Genomic DNA, 22711 nt, shown 5'->3' with positions numbered 1-22711 from the left:
GGGCTTTTTTATGGGCGGTTGCAGCGCTTACAAGCCGTCAAGCATCGCCTTGTTCCGCACCGCGCCCTTGTCGGCGCTGGTGGCGAGCAGGGCGTAGGCCTTGAGGGCCGTGGTGACTTTGCGTGGACGTACTTCCACCGGTTTCCAGCCCTTGTTGTCCTGTTCGACGCGGCGCCCGGCCAGTTCTTCGTCGCTGACCAACAGGTTGATCGAGCGGTTCGGAATGTCGATCAGGACCTTGTCGCCATCGCGCACCAGGCCGATGGCGCCGCCCGCCGCAGCCTCCGGCGAAGCGTGGCCGATGGACAGGCCCGAGGTACCGCCGGAGAACCGGCCATCGGTCAGCAGGGCGCAGGCTTTGCCCAGGCCCTTGGACTTCAGGTAGGAGGTTGGGTAGAGCATTTCCTGCATGCCCGGGCCGCCTTTCGGACCTTCGTAGCGAATGATCACGATGTCGCCGGCCTTCACTTCGTCAGCGAGGATGCCGCGCACGGCGCTGTCCTGGCTTTCGAAAATCTTCGCGTTGCCTTCGAACACATGGATCGACTCATCGACGCCGGCGGTTTTCACCACGCAGCCATCCAGGGCGATGTTGCCGTACAGCACGGCCAGGCCGCCCTCTTGGGAGTACGCGTGCTCGACGCTGCGGATGCAGCCGTTTTCACGGTCGTCGTCCAGGGTTTCCCAACGGGTCGACTGGCTGAACGCGGTTTGCGTCGGGATGCCCGCCGGGCCGGCCTTGAAGAAGTGATGCACGGCCTCGTCGGTGGTCTGGGTGATGTCCCACTTGGCGATGCCTTCGGCCATGGTCTTGCTGTGCACGGTCGGCAGGTCGGTGTGCAACAGGCCGCCACGGGCCAGGGAACCGAGGATGCTGAAGATCCCGCCGGCACGGTGCACGTCTTCCATGTGGTACTTCTGGATGTTCGGCGCGACCTTGCACAGTTGCGGCACGTGACGGGACAGGCGGTCGATGTCGCGCAGGTCGAAATCGATCTCGGCTTCCTGGGCAGCGGCCAGCAAGTGCAGGATGGTGTTGGTGGAACCGCCCATGGCGATGTCCAGGGTCATGGCGTTTTCGAACGCCTTGAAGTTGGCGATGTTGCGTGGCAACACCGACTCGTCGTTCTCACCGTAGTAGCGCTTGCACAGCTCGACGATGGTCCGGCCGGCCTGCAGGAACAGCTGTTCGCGATCGCTGTGGGTGGCCAGGGTCGAACCGTTGCCCGGCAGGGCCAGGCCCAGGGCTTCGGTCAGGCAGTTCATCGAGTTGGCGGTGAACATGCCGGAGCACGAACCGCAGGTCGGGCAGGCGCTGCGCTCGTACTCGGCGACCTTCTCGTCAGAGGCGCTGGAGTCGGCGGCGATGACCATGGCGTCGACCAGGTCGAGGCCGTGGCTGGCGAGCTTGGTCTTGCCGGCTTCCATCGGGCCGCCGGAGACGAAGATCACCGGGATGTTCAGGCGCAGGGCGGCCATGAGCATGCCCGGGGTGATCTTGTCGCAGTTGGAGATGCACACGATGGCGTCGGCGCAATGGGCGTTGACCATGTACTCGACGGAGTCGGCGATGATCTCGCGGCTCGGCAGCGAATAGAGCATGCCGTCGTGGCCCATGGCGATGCCGTCGTCCACGGCGATGGTGTTGAATTCCTTGGCAACGCCGCCAGCGCGCTCGATTTCCCGGGCAACCAGCTGACCGAGGTCCTTGAGGTGGACGTGGCCCGGTACGAACTGGGTGAAGGAGTTGGCAATGGCGATGATCGGCTTCTTGAAGTCGTCATCCTTCATCCCCGTGGCGCGCCACAAGGCACGGGCGCCGGCCATGTTGCGGCCATGGGTGGATGTTTTCGAGCGGTAATCAGGCATGGAGCACTCCGGGCGGCTAATCAGGTACTTATCAGGTATCAATGGGGAAGTGAGCTTCTGTCGACGTCTGGAGCACCCGGGTTTGGCCGTGTGTCCGCAAGTGGCTGATGACTTTGCAGGATCACTGCGCGCCTCAGCATGAGCTCATAAACCCGCCGGGGATGAATGGCGATGAATGACGCGATTCTACACCGCTGGAGCCAGGATGAAATGACGCAAAGCGCCGATCGGGCGCCAATGTCGTGCGCGGGATGACGACTGGCAGGGTTCAGTCGGCCAGCAACCCCTTGTAGCGATGCCGGACCAGGGCATTGATTGCCAGCCCCAGCAGGCTGAGCAGGACCAGGCAGAGGGCCAGGGTGAGCTGCAAGTCCAGCGGGGTGAGGCTGATCGCGGCGCTGGTCAGCCCGCCGAGGATGAAGATCAACACGCTACCGGCCGAGGCCGATGTGCCGGCCCGCTCGGGAAATCTGTTCATGGCTTGGGTGTGGGCGGCTGCGCGGGCGATGGTCGTTCCGGCGGTGCACACGATCATGGGCAGCAACAGGGTGGTGACTGACAAGCCCAGGTGGCTGGAGAGCCCCAGCATCAGGACTCCCGCCGAGAGGATCAGGACCAGGCCGGTGATGATTTGCGTCTGCGAGTCGATGCGATTGCTCAGCACGGACGCCACCGCGCCCCCGCCAATATAGGCCAGCCCATAGCCCAGCAGCGCCAGTGAAAAAGCCTCGGAGGAGAGGTGCAACTGGTCGATCAGGACCAACGGTGAAATGACAATGAACGAAAAGTGGCAGGAAAAAGCCAGCGCCGAGGTTAGCCAATAGGCCATGAAGCTGAAGTCCGCGCAGACCGTTCGATAGGCTGCGATGAAATTCAGGCGCCTGGGATGGCTACCTGCCGTGGAGCGTTCAAGTAAAAGACAGGCGCTTGCGAATACACCCATGGCCAGGGCAATGAACACCAGGAAGCTGCCACGCCAGCCCATCCAGCTTTGCAGCCCGGTGCCGGCCAGGGGTGAAACGGAAATGAAAATCCCCCCGCAGGTGACCAGGAAAAGCCGCAGTCGCTGCTGTTCCCGGCCAGTGAACAGGTCTTGGATCAGCGCCTGGGACAGCACGAAACAACCGCACCCCAAGGCCTGGACGACACGGAAGAAGAGAAAGGTCCAGTAGCTGTCGGCGAACACGCAACCTGTTGCTCCGATGGCTGCAACGGTGATCCCGATCAGCAGTAGATTTTTTCGCCCCATGACGTCGGAAAGCGGACCGATCAGCAGTTGCGAAAGGGCGATACCCACTGCGAACAGGCTGACAGACAGGGCGATATCGGAGGATGGGCTCTGAAAATGCTCGGACAGTGCAGGGAACGAGGGCAGCACCACATCGATTGGAAAGACGCCGAGCAATGTCAGCATCAGCAACAAGCCGACGGTGGCCGGTTTGCGGGTAGCCAGGCGGTTTTGCGGATCAGTCATGAGGCGTTCCAGGGCGTCCCTGAGGGGTCGCTTTCAATCCTAATGCGTCATGTCCGCCCGTCACGGGGAGATTGAGTAGGACGGCTCTGGTAATTGCGTGGGGGTTCTCCTACAGACTTATTCAGACGCGCAAAAAAAATCGCAGCCAAGGCCGCGATCAGCATGCAATTGGAGTGTGCGGGGCGCAGCGCTACGGCACTGGCCCCGCCCGGCCTCAGCTGTTGGGCAACAACCGGCAGGTGATGCTCTTGATGTAGCGGGTTTCGGCGATGGCCGGGTGTACCGGATGGTCTGGCCCCTGGCCGCCGCGTTCGAGCAGTTGAATGTTGCGGTCCAGGTGACGGGCGCTGGTCAGCAGGATGTTTTGCAGATCGTCTTCGGGCAGGTGCATCGAGCACGACGCGCTGACCAGGATGCCGTCCTTGCTGAGCAGGCGCATGGCTTGCTCGTTGAGGCGGCGATAGGCGCCTTCACCGTTTTTCAGGTCTTTCTTGCGCTTGATGAAAGCGGGCGGGTCGGCCACGATCACGTCGAAACGTTCTTCGCTGGCCTTGAGCTCCTTCAGGGCTTCGAACACGTCGCCTTCGATGCAGGTCAGCTTCTCGGCGAAGCCGTTCAGCGCGGCGTTGCGCTCGACACCGTCGAGGGCGAAGGCCGAGGCATCGACGCAGAACACTTCACTGGCGCCGAACGCGGCGGCTTGCACGCCCCAGCCGCCGATGTAGCTGAACAGGTCCAGTACACGCTTGCCCTTGGCGTACGGGGCCAGGCGTGCGCGGTTCATGCGGTGGTCGTAGAACCAGCCGGTTTTCTGGCCTTCCATGACCGGCGCTTCGAACTTCACACCGTTCTCTTCCAGGGCGACCCATTCCGGCACCAGGCCGAACACGGTCTCGACGTAGCGGTTCAGGCCTTCGGCGTCACGGGCCGCGGAGTCGTTCTTGAACAGGATGCCGCTGGGCTTGAGCACCTGGGTCAGGGCGGCGATCACGTCGTCCTTGTGGGCTTCCATGGTGGCCGAGGCGATCTGCACCACCAGGATGTCGCCGAAACGGTCGACCACCAGGCCTGGCAACAGGTCGGAGTCACCGTAGACCAGGCGATAGAACGGCTTGTCGAACAGCCGCTCGCGCAGGGACAACGCCACGTTGAGGCGATGCACCAGCAGGGATTTGTCCAGCGGCAGCTTCACGTCGCGGGACAGCAGCCGGGCGCAGATCAGGTTGTTGGGGCTCATCGCAACGATGCCCAGCGGCTTGCCGCCGGCGGCTTCGAGGATGGCCTGGTCGCCGGCCTTGAAGCCGTGCAGCGGGGTGGCGGCTACATCGATTTCGTTACTGTAGACCCACAGGTGGCCGGCGCGCAGGCGACGGTCGGCGTTGGCTTTGAGGCGCAGGCTAGGCAGGGACATGACGTCGCTCCGGAAAAAAGAGCGGGAGTATACCGTGTTGCAAGGGTTGACGGGCTTGAAGGACGATCGGTGGCCCGGCGGTGTATCGGATCCATCTTTAAGGGTTAGAATCCCCGCCTGACCTGGAGTGTGTACGCATGTCCAAAGAACTTTCCGCTGAACAGATCCAACAGTCCCTGCAAGGCATCAGTGTGCCGCCCCAGCCGCAGATCATGGTGGATCTGCAGATGGAGCAGTACATGCCCGATCCGGACCTGGAGACCATCGCCAAGTTGATCTCCCAAGACCCGGGCCTCTCGGGGGCCCTGCTCAAGATCGTCAATTCGCCGTATTACGGCCTGCGCAACAAGATCACCTCGATCCAGCGCGCGGTGAACCTGCTGGGCAGCCGTTCGATCATCAACCTGATCAATGCGCTGTCGATCAAGGGCGAGTTGCACGACGACGCTATCGTCACCTTGAACCGCTTCTGGGATACCGCCCAGGACGTGGCGATGACCTGCCTGACCCTGGCCAAGCGCGTCGGCCTGGAGAACGGTGACGAAGCCTATGCGCTGGGGTTGTTCCACGATTGCGGCGTGCCGTTGATGCTCAAGCAGTTCCCCAGCTACATGGGCGTGCTGGAAGAGGCCTACGCCAATGCCAGCGCCGAGTGCCGGGTAGTGGACACCGAGAACCGTGAGTTCAACACCAACCATGCGGTGGTCGGTTACTACACTTCCAAATCCTGGCGCCTGCCGGATCACGTCAGCCAGGCCATCGCCAACCACCACAATGCCCTGGCGATCTTCAGCGACGAGTCTTCACGCAACAACAGCCCGTTGAAGAACCTGCTGGCGATCCTGAAAATGTCCGAGAACATCTGTGCGTCCCACCGGGTGCTCGGCAATCAGGCCGAAGACCACGAGTGGGATTGCGTCGGGAGCCTTGTGCTCGATTACATCGGGTTGTCGGAATACGACTTCCAGACCCAGAAACAGGAAATTCGCGACCTCGCCACTCGTTGAGTGCGGGGCTTCGCCTGACTCGAGAGCCTCATGCCAGAACTGCCGGAAGTCGAAACCACCCGTCGCGGAATCGCGCCCCATCTTGAAGGCCAGCGGGTCAGCCGCGTGGTGGTCCGCGACCGCCGCCTGCGCTGGCCGATCCCGGAAGATCTCGACGTGCGGCTGTCGGGCCAGCGCATCGTGCAGGTAGAGCGGCGGGCCAAGTACCTGTTGATCAATGCCGAGGTCGGCACGTTGATCAGCCACCTGGGCATGTCCGGGAACCTGCGCTTGGTGGAAGTCGGCATGCCGGCCGCCAAGCACGAGCACGTGGACATCGAGCTGGAGTCCGGCCTGGCCTTGCGCTACACCGACCCGCGCCGCTTTGGCGCGATGCTCTGGAGCCTCGACCCGTTCAATCACGAGCTGTTGATTCGCCTGGGTCCCGAGCCGTTGACCGACCTGTTCGATGGCGAACGGTTGTTCCAGCTCTCGCGGGGGCGGTCCATGGCGGTCAAGCCGTTCATCATGGATAACGCGGTGGTGGTGGGCGTGGGCAATATCTACGCGACCGAGGCCCTGTTCGCCGCCGGCATCGACCCGCGCCGGGCCGCCGGGGGCATTTCCCGGGCGCGTTACCTGAAGCTGGCGATCGAGATCAAGCGCATCCTCGCCCATGCCATCGAGCGCGGTGGCACCACGCTGCGGGACTTTATCGGCGGGGATGGCCAACCCGGCTATTTCCAGCAGGAACTGTTCGTCTACGGCCGGGGCGGGGAGTTGTGCAAGGTGTGTGGTACGGGGCTGCGGGAAATCCGCCTCGGCCAGCGCGCCAGCGTCTGGTGTCCACGCTGTCAGAGCTGATTTGTCCTACGGTCTATAGTCAGTATTTAGCCGAAGGATCGCCCATGAAACTGCTTCGACCTGTCGTTCTAGCGCTGCTGCTGAGTGTCGGTTTGCCTGCCCTGGCAAGCGACGGCAGCGGCGACCCGCGCTACACCATCCAGAACCCGCCGGCCTTCGCCATGATCGGCGACCTGCTGATTGCCCGTCCACTGCTGCTCGCCGCCACAGTGATTGGCGCCGGGGCATTCGTGGTGTCGTTGCCCTTTACCGCGCTGGGCGGCGGGGTCGGTGATGCGGGGAAGGCGTTGGTGGTGGACCCGGCGAAGGCCACGTTTGTGCGGTGCCTGGGGTGTATTGGGGAGGGGTTTGAGCGGCAGGAGTGAGGCGTCAAGGCATGTACATTTGTGGTGTGGCTGATGGCCCTATCGCGAGCAGGCTCGCTCCCACAAGAAATTTGCTCAGGACACAGATTATGTGAACTCAGTAGATTCCCTGTGGGAGCGAGCCTGCTCGCGATAGGCCGGTACAGACGCTACAAAACCACCTGGCTCATGCCTTGCCAGTAATCTTGCGATATTTCGCCATCAACTGTTCTTCAGTTTCCGGATGGGCCTCGTCCAGCGGAATGCAATCCACCGGGCAAACCTGCTGGCACTGGGGTTCGTCGTAATGGCCGACGCACTGGGTGCACAAGTTCGGGTCGATGACGTAGATTTCCTCGCCTTGGGAAATGGCCTCGTTCGGGCATTCAGGTTCGCAGACGTCGCAATTGATGCAGTCGTCGGTGATGATCAGGGACATGCAGGCTCCTGCCGGGGCGTTGGGCCCGGGCATATGAAAACGTATGGGCGCAATTGTGCCGCATTGGCGAGCGCAGTGCACGCGGGCGCGATGGACTGCGCCGCGCTGCGAGGTGGCTCGCAGCGCCAGCCGGTTATTTCTTGAAGCGTAGGGTCAGCGCATCGGCCACGGCCGGGTGGACGAACTTGGTGATATCTCCGCCCAACGCCGCGATTTCCCGGACCAGCGTCGAGGAAATGAAGGAATAGCGCTCCGACGGCGTCAGGAACAGGCTCTCGACGTCCGGTGCCAGTTGGCGGTTCATGTTGGCCAGTTGGAATTCGTACTCGAAGTCCGAGACCGCCCGCAGGCCACGCAGGAACACATTGGCGTTCTTTTCCTTGGCAAAGTGTGCCAAAAGCGTCGAGAAACCGACCACTTCCACGTTGGGCAGGTGCTTGGTGACCTCGCGGGCCAGTTCTACACGTTGTTCCAGCGGGAACAGCGGGTTTTTCTTCGGGCTGGCGGCGACGGCAATGATCACATGGTCGAACAGGCGCGCGGCGCGTTCGACCAGATCGCCATGGCCCTTGGTAATAGGGTCGAAGGTACCTGGGTACAACACTCGGTTCATCGCGTCGTCCTGGCGGGAGTCCGTTGGGGAGTCGGATGGTATCGCAGCCTTCTCGGTCGGCCAAGTCGGCTGTTGCGTAAGAAAGCACTATAGACGCTGCGAATAATCCGGCTATTCATGGATTTTTCAGGCGTTCGGCCAGGGCCGTCGCCAATTGCGCGGTCAGTCCGTACACCGATAACTGCGGGTTGGCGCCGATGCTGGTGGGGAACAGCGAGCCGTCATGGATCGACAGGTTGCCCAGTTGATGATGGCGGCCAAGGCTGTCGGTGACGGCGGTTTTCGGGTCTTCACCCATGGCGCAACCGCCCATTACGTGGGCGCTGCCCAGGCGTGTGCGGTACAAAGCCAGGTCGAGTCCGTCGATCAGTGTGCGGGCTTCGGCCAGGGTCGTTACGTAGCGGGCATCGCTGTGCAAAGGCATGACTGCCTTGGCGCCACCGGCAAACTGGATCTCGGCCATGCTGTGGAAGGCCCGGCGCAAGCCATCCCAGGCATACGGCGTAACGGGATAATCGAGCACGGGCGTGCCGTCGCTGCGCAACTCGACGCTGCCGCCGGGGCTGTCCGGATGAAAACCGTCGCGCAACAGCGCCAGCATGGCGTGGGTATGGGGCAGTCGGGACATGTGCAAAGCGTTCTCGGGGCCGAACCCGCCCAATAGCGTGGCGGCCAGGGCCGGGTGCAAGGGCGGGACTTCAAGCTTGTAGGACATTTTGCCGGTGGTGCCGTCCTGCCATTGGAAATGATCCGAATAAATCGATTGCGGTGCGCCGTAGAACGGGTTGATGACCTCGTCGAATTGCCCGGCGGACATGTTTACCAAGTGCAGGAAGGTGCGCTTGCCCACACGTTCATGCGGGTCTGGCGCATCGGAGCGCAGCAGCAACCCGGGACTATTGATGCCGCCGCCCGCCAGCACGTAATGCCGCGCCTTGACGGTGATGCGCCGCCCGGTCGGCGCCACGCAACGTTCATCCATGGCTTGGCACTCGAGGGCGATGACGGCATCGTTTTTGATCGTCAGACGCTCGGCCCGCGCCAGGTAAAGCAGCGCGCCGCCCTTGTCCAGCGTGGCCGGGATGGTGGTAACCAGCATCGATTGCTTGGCGTTGGTCGGACAGCCCATGCCGCAATAGCCCAGGTTCCAGCAGCCGCGTACGTTGCGCGGGATGACGTGCCAGGCGTAGCCCAATTGTTCACAGCCTTTGCGGATTACGTCGTTGTTGGCATTGGGCGGAACCAGCCACGGTGCCACGCCCAGGCGTTGTTCCATCTGCGCAAACCAGGGCACCATTTCAGCGCGGCCGTGGCCTTTTACGTTGTGCTCGGCGGCCCAGTGGTCGAGGGTCTGATCGGGCGTGCGGAAGCTGGAGGTCCAATTGATCAGCGTCGTGCCACCGACGGCCCGGCCCTGGAGAATGGTGATGGCGCCGTCCTTGCTCATGCGCCCGAGGCCTTCCTGATACAGGCTGCTGTAGGCCTGGTCTTCGAGCAGCGTGAAGTCATGACTGGTCTTGAGCGGACCTTCCTCGATCAGCAACACGCGGTAGCCGGCGGCGCTGAGAATTTCCGCCGTGGTGCCGCCGCCAGCACCGCTGCCAACGATGGCCACGTCCGCTTCCAGGGTCAGGTCCTGGGACAACTGCGCGCCGTTGTAGGTGGTCCAGCCACGGGCCAGGCCTTCGCGGAAGGGATCGGGTACGGGCATGTTCAGGGCTCTCTTATTGTTATGGATGGACGATGAAGAACCCTGTGGGAGCGGGCTTGCTCGCGAAGGCGGCTGTACATTCAACATTTATGCAAGCTGACACACCGCCTTCGCGAGCAAGCCCGCTCCCACAGGAGTTGGGCCTGGCTTTCAAATCTTGGGCGGTCCTGGATATCCACAATGCGCCCAGGCCTCGGGTCGGCTGTACCAGGCCATCATCACCAATTGCAGCAATGAGCAATGGCCTTGTCGCAACAGGTCCAGCGAGCTGTTTTCCCACCGTCCGAGGAACAGGCGGATGTCATCGGCGCTGGCGTTTTCCCACGGGCCCCAGACCCCGGTCAGCGGCCCGCGGGTAATGCCCAGCGTGAGCACGTCGAACAGCTGGCGCGTGAGCTTGAGCATGGCGGGGGACAGGTGGGCCAGGCTGCTGTCCAGGCTTCGCAGGGTTGCGTCAGTGGCGGCGGGGATCTGTCCGACGGCCACTGCGCCGTCCAGCATCACGGGAATGACGCTGCGTAAAAATGGCAGGTCGCTGTCGCGCAGGGCCGCCAGGCCGTTGGCCGGTTGGCTTGGCGAGCAACCGCTCAGGCTGGCGCCCAGGCCGACGGTGGCCAGGAAGGCGCTGGCGCCGAGGCTGAACTTCAACAGGCCGCGCCGTGACAACGCGGGTGTATCGGTGAGGCTTGGGTTCATTATTGTTATTACCCGGGAAGAGACGCGTCAGCGGACAAACAGCTTCTGGATCAGTTTCTGCAAAGGCTTGCCGTAAGGGGGATAAATCAGCTTCGCGACGTTGAATCGCTGTTTGGTCAGCACGCCCTTGGCCTTGCTGAAGGTCAGGAAACCCTCGTGCCCGTGGTAATGCCCCATTCCCGAGGGGCCGATGCCGCCGAACGGCAAGTCGTCCTGGGCGACATGCAGCAGCGTGTCGTTCAAGCAGACGCCGCCGGAATGGGTTTCGTGGAGCACGCGATTCTGTTCGGCCTTGTTGTAGCCAAAGTAGTAGAGCGCCAGCGGGCGGGGTCGCTGATTGATGTAGGCAAACGCCTGGTCCAGATTGTCATAGGGCACGATGGGCAGCAGCGGGCCGAAAATCTCGTCCTGCATCACGGTCATCTCATCGCTGACGTTGAGCAGCAGGCTGTGGGCCATGCGACGGCCCTGGCCTTGCTCGAACAACTCGATCAGCAACGCGCCTTTGCTGGTGGCGTCGCTGATGTAGCCGTTGAGCCGCGCCAGTTGTCGTTCGTTGATGACGGCGGTGTAGTCCGGGTTGTCCGCCAGGGTCGGATAAAACCCGCGAACCGCCTCGCGATACGCCTCGACGAACTCGCCGACGCGGTTCTGCGGCACCAGCACGTAGTCCGGGGCGACACAGGTTTGCCCGGCATTCAGGGTCTTGCCGAAGGCAATGCGTTCGGCGGCGTCCTTGATCGGTACATCGACCGACACGATGGCCGGTGATTTCCCACCCAGCTCAAGGGTGACCGGCGTCAGGTTTTCGGCAGCGGCACGCATGACATGCTTGCCGATGCTGGTGGCGCCGGTGAACAACAGGTGATCGAAGGGCAGCTTGGAAAACGCCATGCCGATTTCCGCCTCGCCAAGCACCACGCAGACGAGGTCCTGGGGGAAGACCCGGGCCAGCAATTGCTTGAGCAGCAAGCCGGTTGCCGGTGTCGATTCGCTGAGCTTGAGCATCACCCGGTTGCCCGCCGCCAAAGCCCCGACCAGCGGCCCGATGGCCAGGAACAGCGGGTAGTTCCACGGCACGATGACGCCGACCACGCCCAGCGGTTGATAGATCACTTTGGCCGATGCCGGTTGAAAGGCCATGCCCACTTTGCGCCGGGAGGGTTTCATCCAACCCTGGAGATGCCGGCTGGCGTAATGGATACCGTGCAGGCTCGGCATCAACTCGGCCAGCAGTGTTTCGTCGGCGCTGCGGTGGCTGAAGTCCTGGCTGATGGCGTCGATCAAGGCTTGGCGTTCGTTGCTCAATACCTCGCGCAGTGCCTTGAGCCATTGTTGGCGCTGTTCGGCCGGTGGCATCGGATGGGCCGCGTAGGCCTGGCGTTGGGCATCGAAGAGCGACCGCAGCTCGTCCAGTTGTTGTTGCGACTCGTGCAGGTAGGCAACGTCGGCAGGCATCGTCGGGCACCGGATATTATTAGAGTGGGTGTTTTCTAGAGCTTATACTCTATAAAGTCAATGGCATCCGTAACGGCGATGGGTTTTTCCTGTGACCGATAGGTCGTAAGATGCCGATCAATGCCTTCGTCGAATTAAAGCCCAAACCATGGCCCCACGAATGAAAACCAGCGAGCGCATCGTGCAAAACAGCCTCGAGCTGTTCAACCAGCAAGGCGAGCGCAGCGTCAGCACCAACCACATTGCCGCCCACATGGACATGTCCCCGGGCAACCTCTATTACCACTTCCCCAACAAGCAGGCGATCATCGCCGTGTTGTTCAGTGAGTACGAGAACCTGGTGGACAGTTTCTTGCGCCCGCCCCAGGGTCGTGCGGCCACGGTGGAGGACAAACGCTTCTATTTGCAGGAGCTGCTGGCGGCCATGTGGCGCTACCGTTTCCTGCACCGGGACCTGGAGCATCTGCTCGACAGCGACCCGGACCTTGCGGCGCGCTATCGACGGTTTTCCCAGCGCAGCCTGATCCACGGTACCGCTATTTATGAAGGCTTCGTTGCCGCCGGCATCCTGAAGATGGACCGGGTGCAGATCGAGTCCCTGACCCTCAATGCCTGGATCATTCTCACGTCCTGGGTGCGGTTCCTTTGCACCACGCGGGAAAACTTCAGCCACCTGAGCGAGCAGGCCATCAAGCGAGGCGTGTATCAGGTACTGGTGTTGGAGGCCGGTTTCGTGACCGATCAGGCCCGCGAAGAGGTGGATGCACTGTTCAAAGAGTATTACGTCCCCCTGGCCCAGACCCTGGAGGAAGGGCAGTAGGACCGACCCCCGACTTAGCCACAGGAGTTCACCATGCCCATTGCGCAACTCATCAGCCCTCACGCCCTCGAAGAGCGGCGATCACAACCCGGGCTGGTCATTCTCGATTGCCGTTTTGCCCTGGAAGACCCGGATTATGGCCAGCGCAGTTATGCCGAGGGCCACATCGCCGGTGCATCGTTCGCGGACCTTGAACGCGACCTGAGTGGGCTGGTGACCAAAGGCGTGACCGGGCGTCATCCGCTGCCGGAGCCCGAGGCGTTGATCGAGCGCCTCAAGGCCTGGGGGATCGATAACGACAGCGATGTCGTGCTGTACGACGACGGTCCCGGCGCCTATGCCGCGCGGGCCTGGTGGTTGCTGGCCTGGCTGGGCAAGCGCGAGGACGTGTATATCCTCGACGGTGGGCTCAAGGCCTGGCATGCCGCTGGCTTGCCCTTGAGCCTGGATCCGCCGCAGAACACTCGCGGGACCTTCAGCGGGGCGCCGGATGCGAGCGTGGTGCTCAGTGCTCAAGCGCTGCAACAACGCCTTGGCCAATCGGACATGACCCTGCTGGATGCCCGGGCGTTGCCGCGATTCAAAGGGGAAGTCGAGCCCATCGACCCGATAGCCGGGCATATCCCAGGCGCACAGTGCGCGGCGTTCACTGAAAACCTTGGCGCCGATGGGCGCTTCCTGCCGGTCGACCAGCTCAAGCAGCGCTTCGCCGAAAAACTGGGCGAGCGCTCGCCCACCGACCTGGTGGCCTATTGCGGCTCCGGCGTGACGGCGTGTCATAACCTGTTTGCCTTGTGCCTGGCAGGGTATCCGCTGGGGCGGCTGTACGCTGGCTCGTGGAGTGAGTGGATCAATGATCCCCAGCGGGGCGTGGCAACGGGCGAATAACAAACACCCGGAACCAATGTGGGAGCGGGCTTGCTCGCGAAGACGGTGTGTCAGTCAACTTCAATGTCGCTGACCCACCGCTTTCGCGAGCAAGCCCGCTCCCACAGGGGATGTGTGTTGGTCATGAACCATCATGCTCAGCCGTGGCCCAGGCTGGCCAGCCAATCGGGAATCCGCCGCTCCAGGTAGTACCCCGGGCGCCGCAGGGTTCCGTCGACAAACCCCACATGCCCGCCCCGGGCGTGCAGTTCAATCCGGGTCGAAGCGGATAATTCGCGCGGTTCGGGCAGGCTGTGAGGAAACACAAAGGGATCGTCGGCGGCCTGGATGACCAGGGTCGGCGTGCTGATGCCCGCCATGAAATAACGGCTGGAGGCGCGGCGGTAGTAATCCGCGGCATCGGAGAACCCGTGCAGCGGCGCCGTCACCCGGCCGTCAAAGTCCCAGAAGGTGCGCATGTTTTCCAAAGGGCCAAGCGCCGCCAGGGTCGCCAGGCCCTCGTGGCGTCCGTCGTGCTGGAACTGGCGTTGCTTGTTGCGCACATAGGCCACGAGCTGGCGCATGAAATGCGCCTGGTAGAACCTGGAAAATCCCTGGCCGATGCGATCGGCGCACTGGTCGAGGCGAAACGGCACCGAGACCGCCACCGCCCCTTGCAACTGGCTGTCGCGGCCGGCTTCCCCCAAGTGTTTGAGCAACACATTGCCGCCCAGCGAATAACCCACCGCAAACAACGGCGCCAAGGGCCGTCGGGCGCGCAAGTGGGTGATGGCGGCGGCCAGGTCTTCGCTGACGCCCGAGTGGTAGCTGCGGGGCAACAGGTTCGGCTCACCCGAGCAGCCACGCCAGTTCAAGGCCGCACTGGCCCAGCCCTGGCGACCGAGAGCCTGTTGCAGGCCGGCCACGTAAGGCGAGTTGGAAGAGCCGGTCAGCCCGTGAAGCACCAGCACCAGTGGTGCCTCGGCGCTGTGGGGGCCGTGCCAGTCAAGGTCGAGGAAATCACCGTCTTCCAGCCACAAACGCTCGCGTTGGCGCTCGATGTGGGTGGTCTGGCGCCACAACGGGCCCCATAGCGTTTGCAAATGCGGGTTGCCAAGGCCCGGGGCAGGGACGAAACGTTCGGATGCGGCGGACATCATTATTATTCTCGATGCACTGGTCAGCCGTTCAGCCAATGTCCTTTGCCGAACGCTGCCACAACGCGTAATACACCCGTCCGGATTTCTGCTCGCGATGCAAGCGCCAATTGCCCGGCAAGCCCAGAGTGGACGGGGCGGTCTCGCTTTCAGTGTAGACCCAGGAATCCTCGGCCAACCACTGACGGTCCTCAAGTAGCGCGCAGACCGTCGGCAACAGGTTCTGGTTGAAAGGCGGGTCGAGGAACACCAGGTCGAAAGGCGTCGCCGGTTGGCTGTCCAGGTAGCGCAGGGCGTCGGCGGTCTGCACCTGGCCGACGGTGCAGCGCAGCGTGCCCAGGTGTTCTTTCAGGCTGGAGACCGCCAGGTTGCTGGCGTCCAGCGCCTGGCCCATGGCGGCGCCACGGGACAGGGCCTCGAGAAACAGCGCGCCGCTGCCGGCGAACGGGTCGAGCACCCGGGCACCTGCCACATAGGGTGCGAGCCAGTTGAACAGGGTTTCGCGCACGCGGTCGGGAGTGGGGCGCAGGCCCGGGGCATCCGGGAAGCTCAGGCGCCGGCTGCGCCATTCGCCGCCGATGATGCGCAACTGGTTCACACCGTTGTGCACGGGTTTCTTGCTGGAATTCGATGGACGGGCCATTAGTGCTCCGGAACCCCGAGCGGCTGCTCGGCAGGTTTGTCAGTGGGGGGCGGCAACGGCTTTTGCGGCACGCTCGGGCCGGCGGTGACGATGACCATTTTGTCGGTGCTCAGGTGTTTGTTCAGCGCGGCCTTGACCTGCTCGACCGTCAGTTCCTGGGACTGGCGCATGAAATCTTCCAGGTAGCTCAGCGGCAAGTCATAGAACCCCATGGCACCGAGCTGGCCGACGATGTCGGCATTGCTGGCGGTGGACAGCGGGAAACTGCCGGCCAACTCACGCTTGGCGTCGTCGAGTTCTTTCTGGGTGGGACCGTTCTTGAGGTAGTCGGCGAACACGTCCTGCACCAGTTTCAAGGTGCCTTCGCTCATTTCCGCACGGGTCTGCAGGTTGATCATGAAGGGGCCGCGGGATTGCATCGCCGTGAAGCCGGAGTACACGCCGTAGGTCAGGCCGCGTTTTTCCCGGACCTCGGTCATCAGTCGCGTGCCGAAGCCACCACCGCCGAGGATCTGGTTGCCCAGGGACACGGCGGCATAGTCCGGATCGTCGCGATCGATGCCCAGTTGCGCGAGCATCAGGTTGGTCTGTTTGGACGGGAATTCGATGTGGCCGATGCTCGCCTTGGGCTCCACCGGTGGCGGGGTTTTCGCCAGGGCCGGGCCTTTGGGCAGCGCGGCGGATACCTGGTTGGCAACCGCTTCGGCTTCGGCGCGGGACAAATCCCCCACCAGCGCGATCACGGCGTTGCCGGCGGCGTAGGCCTTGGCGTGGAAAGCCCGGGCCTGGGCCAGGGTGATTGGTGGAATGCTGTCGGCGGTGCCGTCGCTGGAATGGGCATAAGGATGCTCGCCGTACAGGCGCTTCATCAGTTCCAGGCCCGCCAGTTTGCCTGGGTTCTGTTTCTGGTATTCGAAACCGGCGAGCATCTGGTTCTTGATCCGGGCGAAGGAGTCGGCGGGGAAGGTCGGTTTGCCGACGACTTCGGCGTACAGCTTCAATGCCGGCTCACGCTTGTCGGCTGCGCTGAGGCTGCGCAGGGACGCCACGGCCATGTCCCGATAGGCACCGTTGCCGAAGTCCGCGCCGAGGCTTTCGAACCCTTGGGCAATGGCGCTGACGTCCTTGCCGGCCACGCCTTCGTTGAGCATGGCGTTGGTCAGCAGGGCGAGGCCGGGGGCATTGCCGTCCTGGCTGCTGCCGGCAGCGAAGGTCAGGCGCAGGTCGAACATCGGCAATTCCCGGGCTTCGACGAACAGCACCTTGGCGCCGTCAGCGGTTGTCCAGGTTTGCACGTCGAGTTGGCGCCGGCTGGGCGCCTTGTCATTCAGTTCGGTCAACGATTGCAGCTTGTTGCCGGACTTGGCGTTATCCAATGCCTGGCTGGCGGTGACGTCGGTGGTCGGCGACAGATAGAACGCCAGGGAGCCGGCCAGGGCGATCAGCGCCAGGCCGATCAGCACCGGGCGCCGTGATTTGCGCTCACTCATGAGCTTTCTCCTCGGGCAGGACATGCGCAACGCTCAGGCGCGAGCGGGTGAAATACAGCTGGGCTGCCTTCTGGATATCTTGCGGGGTCACGCTTTGCAGTTCGGCGAGTTCGGTGTCCATCAGCTTCCAGGACAAACCGACGGTCTCCAACTGGCCAATGGCGGTGGCCTGGCTGGTGATCGAGTCGCGCTCATACACCAGGCCGGCAATGACCTGGGCGCGCACGCGTTCCAGTTCGTCGGCGGTCGGGGCGGTGGTTTTCAACTGCTCAAGCAAGCGCCACAAGCCGGCCTCGGCCTGGGCGAGGGTTTTGTTTTTCTGCGTGTTGGGTGTCGCCGACAAGGTGAACAGCGTGTCGCCGCGGGTGAAGGCGTCGTAGCTCGACGAACCGCCGGACACCAGCTCTTCGCCGCGTTCCAGCTGGGTTGGGATCCGGCCGCTGTAGCCGCCGTCCAGCAGGGCCGAGATCAGCCGCAGCGCGTTGACTGAGCCCTTGTCCGTCGCGGTGGCGATGCTCGGCACATTGAAGGCCAGCATCACGCTGGGCAGTTGGGTCTGCACATGCAGGGTGATCTGGCGCTCGCCGGGTTCGGCCAGCTCCAGGGGGATTTTCGCCACCGGCACCGCGCGCCGGGCAATCGGGCCGAAATAGCGCTGGGCCAGGGACTTGACCTCGTCCGGCGTCACGTCGCCGACCACCACCAGGGTCGCGTTGTTCGGGGTGTACCAGGATTCGTACCAGTGCCGCAGCTCCTCGACGGTCATCCGGTCCAGGTCGGCCATCCAGCCGATGGTCGGCGTGTGGTAGCCGCTGGCCGGGTAAGCCATGGCCTTGAAGCGCTCGTAGGCCTTGGACATGGGCTTGTCGTCGGTGCGCATGCGGCGCTCTTCCTTGATCACCTCGATCTCGCGGCTGAACTCCTCCGGTGGCAGGCGCAGGCTGGCCATGCGGTCGGCTTCCAGTTCGAAGGCCACGCCCAGGCGGTCGCGGGCCAGGACCTGGTAATAGGCGGTGAAGTCATCGCTGGTGAAGGCGTTCTCTTCGGCACCGAGGTCGCGCAGGATCAGCGACGCTTCGCCGGGACCGACTTTTTCACTGCCCTTGAACATCATGTGCTCAAGGGCGTGGGACAAACCGGTCTGGCCTGGCGTTTCGTAGCTGGAGCCAACCTTGTACCAGACCTGGGAGACCACCACCGGCGCACGATGGTCTTCGCGCACGACGACCTTCAGGCCGTTGTCGAGGGTAAATTCGTGGGTGGGTTGTGGGTCGGCAGCCAAGGCTGAAAAGGGCAGACAAACTGTGCTGAGCAGCAGGCCTGCGGCGCGGCGGGCAAGAGCATTCATTCGTGTTTAAACCTGTTGGGTTGCCTGCTTGGCCTTAGCCTCAGCAGGCGAGGAGGTGCTAGGATACTGATCCGTTTTACTGGCGGCCACGCCTATCGGGCCTTTTATCGGCCCGGGGTTGTCTGGGTTCCCCGGAGAAACATCGGGTTTGCTCGTTGATCCCGGCGTTTTCGCCGATGATGCCGTACCAGTCCTTCGAAAAAATCGACTTTGGGGTGTCCTCGGGACGCCTCGACAAAATGTTGCGCGTGAACAAGCTGGATGAAACGCAGTCTGTTCAGCATTGAATATTTATCACCGAGGCGCCCTTGTGGCGCGTCGCTACCGTGAGATAGCCGTCCTCCATGTTTGGTTCCAACGACGACAAGAAGACCCCAGCTGCGGCTGGCGAGAAAAAAGGCCTGTTCGGATGGCTGCGCAAGAAGCCGCAGGAAACCGTCGTCGAACAGCCACAACCGCTGCCTGAGCCCGCCGCCGAGGCCGTGGCCGAAGCAACTGCGCCCATCGTCCTGCCGATTGCCGAGCCGGTGCTGCAGCCGGTCGAGGCTGAGACCGTTGTAGAGCCGGTGGCCGAGCAGCCGCTGACCCCGCCCGTCGAGCAAACCCCCTGGCTGACCTTGCCGGTGGCGGAAGAGCCGGTCGCGCTGGTCGAGGAAGCGGCGCCCCATATCACCCCGCCGATTCCCGCGCCGACGCAGGTTGTCGAGGCGCCAGTCGTCGACGCTGTCATTGAGCCGCCGGTCGTCGTTGCGCCCGTGGTTGCGCAAGTCGCGCCCGAACCGGCACCTGCCCTGTTGGAAACCATTGCCCCCGTCGAGCCCGTCCGTAGCGCCGAGGAAAACAAGGTCGGTTTCTTCGCCCGCCTCAAGCAAGGCCTGTCCAAGACCAGCGCCAGCATCGGCGAAGGCATGGCCAGCCTGTTCCTGGGCAAGAAAGTCATCGACGACGAATTGCTGGAAGACATCGAGACCCGCCTGCTGACCGCCGACGTCGGTGTCGAGGCCACCTCGGTGATTATCCAGAGCCTGACCCAGAAGGTCGCGCGCAAGCAGCTGACCGACGCCGATGCACTGTACAAATCCCTGCAAGGCGAGCTGACCAGCCTGCTCAAGCCGGTGGAAAAACCGCTGGTGATCGCCTCGCAGAACAAGCCGTTCGTGATCCTGGTCGTCGGCGTCAACGGTGCAGGCAAGACCACCACCATCGGCAAGCTGGCCAAGAAGCTGCAGCTCGAAGGCAAGAAAGTCATGCTGGCGGCGGGCGACACCTTTCGCGCCGCCGCGGTCGAACAGCTGCAAGTGTGGGGCGAGCGTAACAAGATCCCAGTGATCGCCCAGCACACCGGCGCCGACTCCGCTTCGGTGATCTTCGACGCCGTGCAGGCCGCCAAGGCCCGTGGCATCGATGTGTTGATCGCCGACACGGCCGGTCGCCTGCACACCAAAGACAACCTGATGGAAGAATTGAAGAAGGTGCGCCGGGTGATCGGCAAGCTCGACGCCGACGCACCCCACGAAGTGCTGCTGGTGCTGGACGCCGGTACCGGCCAAAACGCCATCAACCAGGCCAAGCAATTCAACCAGACTGTCGAACTGACCGGGCTGGCCCTGACCAAGCTCGACGGCACCGCCAAGGGCGGGGTGATTTTCGCCCTGGCCAAGCAGTTCGGCCTGCCCATCCGCTATATCGGCGTGGGTGAAGGCATCGACGACTTGCGCGCCTTTGAAGCCGAGCCCTTTGTCCAGGCACTGTTTGCCGAACGGGAGCATGCATGATTCGTTTCGAACAGGTCGGTAAACGCTATCCGAACGGTCACGTCGGCTTGCATGAGCTGAGCTTTCGGGTCCGTCGGGGCGAGTTTCTGTTTGTCACCGGCCATTCCGGCGCCGGTAAAAGTACCTTGCTGCGCCTGCTGCTGGCGATGGAGCGGCCCTCCACCGGCAAACTGCTGCTGGCCGGCCAGGACCTGAGCACCATCAGCAATGCCCAGATTCCCTACCTGCGACGGCAGATCGGCGTGGTGTTCCAGAATCACCAATTGCTGTTCGACCGCACGGTGTTCAACAACGTGGCGTTGCCGTTGCAGATCCTGGGCCTGTCCAAGGCCGAGATCATCAAGCGCGTGGACTCGGCCCTGGAGCGTGTGGCCCTGTCGGACAAGACCGACCTGTACCCGGGCGACCTGTCCACCGGTCAGCAACAGCGCGTCGGCATCGCCCGTGCCATCGTCCATCGCCCGGCCTTGCTGCTGGCGGACGAACCCACCGGTAACCTCGACCCGCGCCTGGCGGCGGAGATCATGGGCGTATTCGAAGACATCAACCGCCTGGGCACCAGCGTGCTGATTGCCAGTCACGACCTGGCGTTGATCGCGCGCATGCGTCACCGCATGCTCACGTTGCAGCGCGGACGCCTGATTGGTGACGGGGAGGCTGGCGTATGAGTGCTACTCGCAGCCCGAAAGTGGCCGAACGCGTGGCCCCGAAGGCCTCCGATCCGCAGCCGCAAAAGAAAAAACGCGACGATGACGACGGCCCGGACTTCGCCACGCTGCTGCGCGCCTGGATCGAAAGCCATCGCGCCAGCCTGCTGGACAGCCTGCGGCGCCTGGGCAAGCAACCCATCGGCAGCTTCTTTACCTGCATGGTGATGGCGGTTGCCTTGAGCCTGCCCATGGGGCTGTCATTATTGCTGAATAATGTGGAGCGCCTGGGCGGTTCCTGGCAGCGCGCGGCGCAGATTTCCCTGTACCTGCAGATGGACGCGAGCCCCGGCGAAGGCCAGGCGTTGCGCGAGCAGATCAAGGCCATGCCGGGCGTGGCCGATGCCGAATACATCGGGCGCGAGCAGGCGCTTGAGGAGTTCCAGCAGCAGTCCGGCTTGGGCGAAGCCCTCAAGGAACTGCCGGAGAACCCGCTGCCGGGCGTGGTGCTGGTGACGCCAAACGAAGTCGACAAGCCGACCCTTGAAGCATTAAGACAAAGACTTTCCGAGTTGCCGAAGGTACAACAGGCGCAACTTGATCTAGTCTGGGTCGAGCGTCTTGCGGCGATCCTCAAGCTCGGCGACCGGTTTGTCTTCGGCCTGACGGTGCTGCTGGTTTCTGCATTACTTTTGGTGATAGGCAATACCATTCGTCTTCATATTGAAAACCGCCGCACCGAGATAGAAGTGATTAAACTCGTCGGCGGTACGGACAGCTATGTACGCAGGCCCTTCCTTTATATGGGCGCGCTGTATGGCTTCGGTGCCGGGATTCTGTCCTGGGGTGTATTGGCGTTCGGCCTGGACTGGCTGAACGATGCGGTAACAGGGTTGGCCGGTTTGTACGGCAGTGATTTCTCGCTGGCCGGTGTGCCAGCCGCCGACGGTCTGTCGCTCTTGCTTGGCGCGGTGCTGTTGGGTTATATCGGTGCATGGATTGCGGTCGCACGCCACTTGCGTGAGCTTGCGCCAAAATAAGTGTTTTTTTGCGTGTATTGACCTTTCAATTTTTGTGGGAACTTGTCCTAGGGTTCCCGGTCAATTTTCGCAGTGCTGAACTGCACGAGTTATGTGAGTCGGAGGTTTTTTCGTATGACCACTTCTTTGCAACCTGCTTATGCTCTGGTCCCGGGTGCGAACCTGGAGGCCTATGTGCACACGGTCAACAGCATTCCCTTGCTGACCCCCGAGCAGGAGCGTGAACTGGCCGAGAGTCTCTATTATGAGCAGGATCTTGAGGCGGCTCGGCAGATGGTGCTCGCCCACCTGCGTTTTGTCGTACATATCGCCCGCAGCTATTCCGGCTACGGGCTGGCCCAGGCCGACCTGATCCAGGAAGGCAACGTCGGCCTGATGAAGGCGGTCAAGCGTTTCAACCCGGAAATGGGCGTGCGCCTGGTGTCGTTTGCGGTGCACTGGATCAAGGCGGAAATCCACGAGTTCATCCTGCGCAACTGGCGCATCGTGAAAGTCGCGACCACCAAGGCCCAGCGCAAGCTGTTCTTCAACCTGCGCAGCCAGAAGAAGCGTCTGGCCTGGCTGAACAACGAAGAAGTCCATCGTGTCGCCGAAAGCCTGGGCGTAGAGCCGCGGGAAGTGCGCGAGATGGAAAGCCGCCTGACCGGCCATGACATGGCCTTCGACCCGGCCGCCGAAGCGGACGACGACAGCGCTTTCCAATCGCCGGCCAACTACCTGGAAGACCACCGGTACGACCCGGCGCGTCAACTGGAAGACGCCGACTGGAGCGACAACTCCAACACCAACCTGCACGAAGCCCTGGAAGTGCTGGACGAGCGCAGCCGCGACATCCTCTACCAGCGCTGGCTGGCCGAGGAAAAAGCCACGCTGCACGACCTGGCGCAGAAGTACAACGTGTCGGCCGAGCGGATTCGCCAGCTTGAGAAGAGCGCGATGAACAAGCTCAAGGTGTCGATTGCTGCCTGACTGCGATAGCGGCCATAAAAAACGCCCCGATCAGTGATGATCGGGGCGTTTTTGTTTGTGCGATGCAATCCCCTGCTGTGATCGTTCCCA

Annotated in this window: 21 protein-coding genes; 9 read left to right on the top strand and 12 right to left on the bottom strand. The window is 62.7% G+C overall.

What is annotated here, in order from left to right:
- Nucleotides 1–27 precede the first annotated feature (27 nt).
- From ilvD to B0E42_RS26955, 3 genes are all read right to left on the bottom strand, one after another.
- Entirely contained in the window at nucleotides 28–1869 is a 1842-nt protein-coding gene (gene ilvD, locus B0E42_RS26965; RefSeq protein ID WP_018609449.1) for a dihydroxy-acid dehydratase, read from the bottom strand.
- 268 nt (nucleotides 1870–2137) lie between these two features.
- The gene (locus B0E42_RS26960) at nucleotides 2138–3343 is read right to left on the bottom strand and encodes an MFS transporter (RefSeq protein ID WP_077508457.1); all 1206 of its coding nucleotides are present in this window, start codon (nucleotides 3341–3343) and stop codon (nucleotides 2138–2140) included.
- A gap of 214 nt (nucleotides 3344–3557) precedes the next feature.
- Nucleotides 3558–4754 (bottom strand): class I SAM-dependent rRNA methyltransferase, encoded by a 1197-nt coding sequence (locus B0E42_RS26955; RefSeq protein WP_003206543.1) that lies wholly within the window; start codon nucleotides 4752–4754, stop codon nucleotides 3558–3560.
- A 191-nt stretch (nucleotides 4755–4945) separates the two neighbouring features.
- Between B0E42_RS26955 and B0E42_RS26950 the strand changes: the two genes are divergently transcribed.
- The 3 genes from B0E42_RS26950 to B0E42_RS26940 are packed head-to-tail and all read left to right on the top strand — an operon-like array spanning nucleotide 4946 to nucleotide 6969.
- On the top strand, nucleotides 4946–5761 hold the full coding sequence (locus tag B0E42_RS26950) for an HDOD domain-containing protein (RefSeq protein ID WP_172681187.1): 816 nt from the start codon (nucleotides 4946–4948) through the stop codon (nucleotides 5759–5761).
- Nucleotides 5762–5791: 30 nt separating this feature from the next.
- Entirely contained in the window at nucleotides 5792–6604 is an 813-nt protein-coding gene (gene mutM, locus B0E42_RS26945; RefSeq protein WP_003206537.1) for a bifunctional DNA-formamidopyrimidine glycosylase/DNA-(apurinic or apyrimidinic site) lyase, read from the top strand.
- 44 nt (nucleotides 6605–6648) lie between these two features.
- Nucleotides 6649–6969 carry a hypothetical protein gene (locus tag B0E42_RS26940; RefSeq protein WP_018609455.1) on the top strand — a complete coding sequence of 107 codons (321 nt, stop codon included), beginning with the start codon at nucleotides 6649–6651 and terminating at the stop codon, nucleotides 6967–6969.
- A gap of 166 nt (nucleotides 6970–7135) precedes the next feature.
- Here B0E42_RS26940 and B0E42_RS26935 read toward each other — a convergent pair whose 3' ends face one another.
- The 5 genes from B0E42_RS26935 to B0E42_RS26915 form a co-directional block, all read right to left on the bottom strand.
- Nucleotides 7136–7387: a YfhL family 4Fe-4S dicluster ferredoxin gene (locus B0E42_RS26935; RefSeq protein ID WP_003206534.1), complete on the bottom strand. Its 252-nt coding sequence runs from the start codon at nucleotides 7385–7387 to the stop codon at nucleotides 7136–7138.
- A 133-nt stretch (nucleotides 7388–7520) separates the two neighbouring features.
- Nucleotides 7521–8000: a pantetheine-phosphate adenylyltransferase gene (gene coaD, locus B0E42_RS26930; RefSeq protein ID WP_003177462.1), complete on the bottom strand. Its 480-nt coding sequence runs from the start codon at nucleotides 7998–8000 to the stop codon at nucleotides 7521–7523.
- Nucleotides 8001–8115: 115 nt separating this feature from the next.
- On the bottom strand, nucleotides 8116–9711 hold the full coding sequence (locus B0E42_RS26925) for a GMC family oxidoreductase (RefSeq protein WP_018609459.1): 1596 nt from the start codon (nucleotides 9709–9711) through the stop codon (nucleotides 8116–8118).
- A gap of 150 nt (nucleotides 9712–9861) precedes the next feature.
- Entirely contained in the window at nucleotides 9862–10407 is a 546-nt protein-coding gene (locus B0E42_RS26920; RefSeq protein ID WP_053182763.1) for a hypothetical protein, read from the bottom strand.
- 27 nt (nucleotides 10408–10434) lie between these two features.
- Nucleotides 10435–11865 (bottom strand): coniferyl aldehyde dehydrogenase, encoded by a 1431-nt coding sequence (locus B0E42_RS26915; RefSeq protein ID WP_053190025.1) that lies wholly within the window; start codon nucleotides 11863–11865, stop codon nucleotides 10435–10437.
- Nucleotides 11866–12013: 148 nt separating this feature from the next.
- Between B0E42_RS26915 and B0E42_RS26910 the strand changes: the two genes are divergently transcribed.
- Nucleotides 12014–12685 carry a TetR/AcrR family transcriptional regulator gene (locus B0E42_RS26910; RefSeq protein ID WP_003206524.1) on the top strand — a complete coding sequence of 224 codons (672 nt, stop codon included), beginning with the start codon at nucleotides 12014–12016 and terminating at the stop codon, nucleotides 12683–12685.
- Nucleotides 12686–12718: 33 nt separating this feature from the next.
- A complete protein-coding gene (locus tag B0E42_RS26905; protein ID WP_077508455.1) occupies nucleotides 12719–13573 on the top strand; it encodes a sulfurtransferase in 855 nt (284 codons plus the stop codon).
- Nucleotides 13574–13710: 137 nt separating this feature from the next.
- On the opposite strand, the gene B0E42_RS26900 is transcribed toward B0E42_RS26905, so the two are convergent.
- From B0E42_RS26900 to B0E42_RS26885, 4 genes are read right to left on the bottom strand one after another with little or no spacing between them, the layout of a single operon-like run.
- Nucleotides 13711–14709 carry a hydrolase gene (locus B0E42_RS26900; RefSeq protein WP_024618819.1) on the bottom strand — a complete coding sequence of 333 codons (999 nt, stop codon included), beginning with the start codon at nucleotides 14707–14709 and terminating at the stop codon, nucleotides 13711–13713.
- 31 nt (nucleotides 14710–14740) lie between these two features.
- Entirely contained in the window at nucleotides 14741–15352 is a 612-nt protein-coding gene (rsmD, locus tag B0E42_RS26895; RefSeq protein WP_014340689.1) for a 16S rRNA (guanine(966)-N(2))-methyltransferase RsmD, read from the bottom strand.
- Complete coding sequence (locus tag B0E42_RS26890) at nucleotides 15352–16842, bottom strand: pitrilysin family protein (protein WP_018609478.1); 1491 nt, start codon at nucleotides 16840–16842, stop codon at nucleotides 15352–15354. The genes rsmD and B0E42_RS26890 overlap by 1 nt, the downstream gene beginning before the upstream one ends.
- Nucleotides 16835–18190: a pitrilysin family protein gene (locus B0E42_RS26885; protein ID WP_024618821.1), complete on the bottom strand. Its 1356-nt coding sequence runs from the start codon at nucleotides 18188–18190 to the stop codon at nucleotides 16835–16837. The genes B0E42_RS26890 and B0E42_RS26885 overlap by 8 nt, the downstream gene beginning before the upstream one ends.
- Before the next feature lie 344 nt (nucleotides 18191–18534).
- Between B0E42_RS26885 and ftsY the strand changes: the two genes are divergently transcribed.
- The 4 genes from ftsY to rpoH all read left to right on the top strand — a co-directional run bounded on the left by ftsY (nucleotide 18535) and on the right by rpoH (nucleotide 22621).
- Nucleotides 18535–19965, top strand: a complete 1431-nt coding sequence (ftsY, locus tag B0E42_RS26880) for a signal recognition particle-docking protein FtsY (RefSeq protein WP_018609484.1) — start codon at nucleotides 18535–18537, stop codon at nucleotides 19963–19965.
- A complete protein-coding gene (ftsE, locus tag B0E42_RS26875) occupies nucleotides 19962–20633 on the top strand; it encodes a cell division ATP-binding protein FtsE (RefSeq protein ID WP_003177474.1) in 672 nt (223 codons plus the stop codon). Before ftsY ends, ftsE begins: the two co-directional genes overlap by 4 nt.
- Nucleotides 20630–21652, top strand: a complete 1023-nt coding sequence (ftsX, locus tag B0E42_RS26870; RefSeq protein ID WP_018609487.1) for a permease-like cell division protein FtsX — start codon at nucleotides 20630–20632, stop codon at nucleotides 21650–21652. The genes ftsE and ftsX overlap by 4 nt, the downstream gene beginning before the upstream one ends.
- A 114-nt stretch (nucleotides 21653–21766) precedes the next feature.
- Complete coding sequence (gene rpoH, locus B0E42_RS26865; protein ID WP_003177476.1) at nucleotides 21767–22621, top strand: RNA polymerase sigma factor RpoH; 855 nt, start codon at nucleotides 21767–21769, stop codon at nucleotides 22619–22621.
- Nucleotides 22622–22711: the final 90 nt, after the last annotated feature.

This window comes from Pseudomonas sp. A25(2017) (genome assembly GCF_002001065.1).
In the GTDB taxonomy this organism is placed as follows: domain Bacteria; phylum Pseudomonadota; class Gammaproteobacteria; order Pseudomonadales; family Pseudomonadaceae; genus Aquipseudomonas; species Aquipseudomonas kilonensis.
Note: the sequence above shows the minus strand (reverse complement) of the source record. Positions and strands in the feature narration are given on the sequence as shown.

Coding starts and splice junctions, on each gene's coding strand:
- B0E42_RS26920 (WP_053182763.1), bottom strand. CDS start 10,407: ATGAACCCAAGCCTCACCGATACACCCGCGTTGTCACGGCGCGGCCTG.
- mutM (WP_003206537.1), top strand. CDS start 5,792: ATGCCAGAACTGCCGGAAGTCGAAACCACCCGTCGCGGAATCGCGCCC.
- B0E42_RS26890 (WP_018609478.1), bottom strand. CDS start 16,842: ATGAGTGAGCGCAAATCACGGCGCCCGGTGCTGATCGGCCTGGCGCTG.
- B0E42_RS26940 (WP_018609455.1), top strand. CDS start 6,649: ATGAAACTGCTTCGACCTGTCGTTCTAGCGCTGCTGCTGAGTGTCGGT.
- B0E42_RS26905 (WP_077508455.1), top strand. CDS start 12,719: ATGCCCATTGCGCAACTCATCAGCCCTCACGCCCTCGAAGAGCGGCGA.
- ftsE (WP_003177474.1), top strand. CDS start 19,962: ATGATTCGTTTCGAACAGGTCGGTAAACGCTATCCGAACGGTCACGTC.
- ftsX (WP_018609487.1), top strand. CDS start 20,630: ATGAGTGCTACTCGCAGCCCGAAAGTGGCCGAACGCGTGGCCCCGAAG.
- rpoH (WP_003177476.1), top strand. CDS start 21,767: ATGACCACTTCTTTGCAACCTGCTTATGCTCTGGTCCCGGGTGCGAAC.
- B0E42_RS26925 (WP_018609459.1), bottom strand. CDS start 9,711: ATGCCCGTACCCGATCCCTTCCGCGAAGGCCTGGCCCGTGGCTGGACC.
- coaD (WP_003177462.1), bottom strand. CDS start 8,000: ATGAACCGAGTGTTGTACCCAGGTACCTTCGACCCTATTACCAAGGGC.
- ftsY (WP_018609484.1), top strand. CDS start 18,535: ATGTTTGGTTCCAACGACGACAAGAAGACCCCAGCTGCGGCTGGCGAG.
- B0E42_RS26910 (WP_003206524.1), top strand. CDS start 12,014: ATGGCCCCACGAATGAAAACCAGCGAGCGCATCGTGCAAAACAGCCTC.
- B0E42_RS26915 (WP_053190025.1), bottom strand. CDS start 11,865: ATGCCTGCCGACGTTGCCTACCTGCACGAGTCGCAACAACAACTGGAC.
- B0E42_RS26960 (WP_077508457.1), bottom strand. CDS start 3,343: ATGACTGATCCGCAAAACCGCCTGGCTACCCGCAAACCGGCCACCGTC.
- B0E42_RS26885 (WP_024618821.1), bottom strand. CDS start 18,190: ATGAATGCTCTTGCCCGCCGCGCCGCAGGCCTGCTGCTCAGCACAGTT.
- rsmD (WP_014340689.1), bottom strand. CDS start 15,352: ATGGCCCGTCCATCGAATTCCAGCAAGAAACCCGTGCACAACGGTGTG.
- B0E42_RS26955 (WP_003206543.1), bottom strand. CDS start 4,754: ATGTCCCTGCCTAGCCTGCGCCTCAAAGCCAACGCCGACCGTCGCCTG.
- B0E42_RS26935 (WP_003206534.1), bottom strand. CDS start 7,387: ATGTCCCTGATCATCACCGACGACTGCATCAATTGCGACGTCTGCGAA.
- ilvD (WP_018609449.1), bottom strand. CDS start 1,869: ATGCCTGATTACCGCTCGAAAACATCCACCCATGGCCGCAACATGGCC.
- B0E42_RS26900 (WP_024618819.1), bottom strand. CDS start 14,709: ATGTCCGCCGCATCCGAACGTTTCGTCCCTGCCCCGGGCCTTGGCAAC.